This window comes from Kineosporia sp. NBRC 101677 (assembly GCF_030269265.1).
GTDB classification, from domain to species: domain Bacteria; phylum Actinomycetota; class Actinomycetes; order Actinomycetales; family Kineosporiaceae; genus Kineosporia; species Kineosporia rhizophila.
The window spans coordinates 1-353 of sequence record NZ_BSTA01000054.1 but is presented as its reverse complement, the minus strand read 5'-3'; the positions used below and the strand labels follow the sequence as shown (position 1 = coordinate 353).

Here is a 353-nt window from a genome sequence, read left to right as displayed (position 1 = left end):
CTAGAGTGCAGTAGGGGAGACTGGAATTCCTGGTGTAGCGGTGAAATGCGCAGATATCAGGAGGAACACCGGTGGCGAAGGCGGGTCTCTGGGCTGTAACTGACGCTGAGGAGCGAAAGCATGGGGAGCGAACAGGATTAGATACCCTGGTAGTCCATGCCGTAAACGTTGGGCGCTAGGTGTGGGGCACATTCCACGTGTTCTGTACCGCAGCTAACGCATTAAGCGCCCCGCCTGGGGAGTACGGCCGCAAGGCTAAAACTCAAAGGAATTGACGGGGGCCCGCACAAGCGGCGGAGCATGCGGATTAATTCGATGCAACGCGAAGAACCTTACCAAGGCTTGACATGGGG

At 57.2% G+C, this 353-nt stretch carries 1 rRNA gene; it reads left to right on the top strand.

From position 1 onward, the window contains the following. A 16S ribosomal RNA gene (locus tag QSK18_RS35715) occupies positions 1–353 on the top strand; the annotation flags it as partial.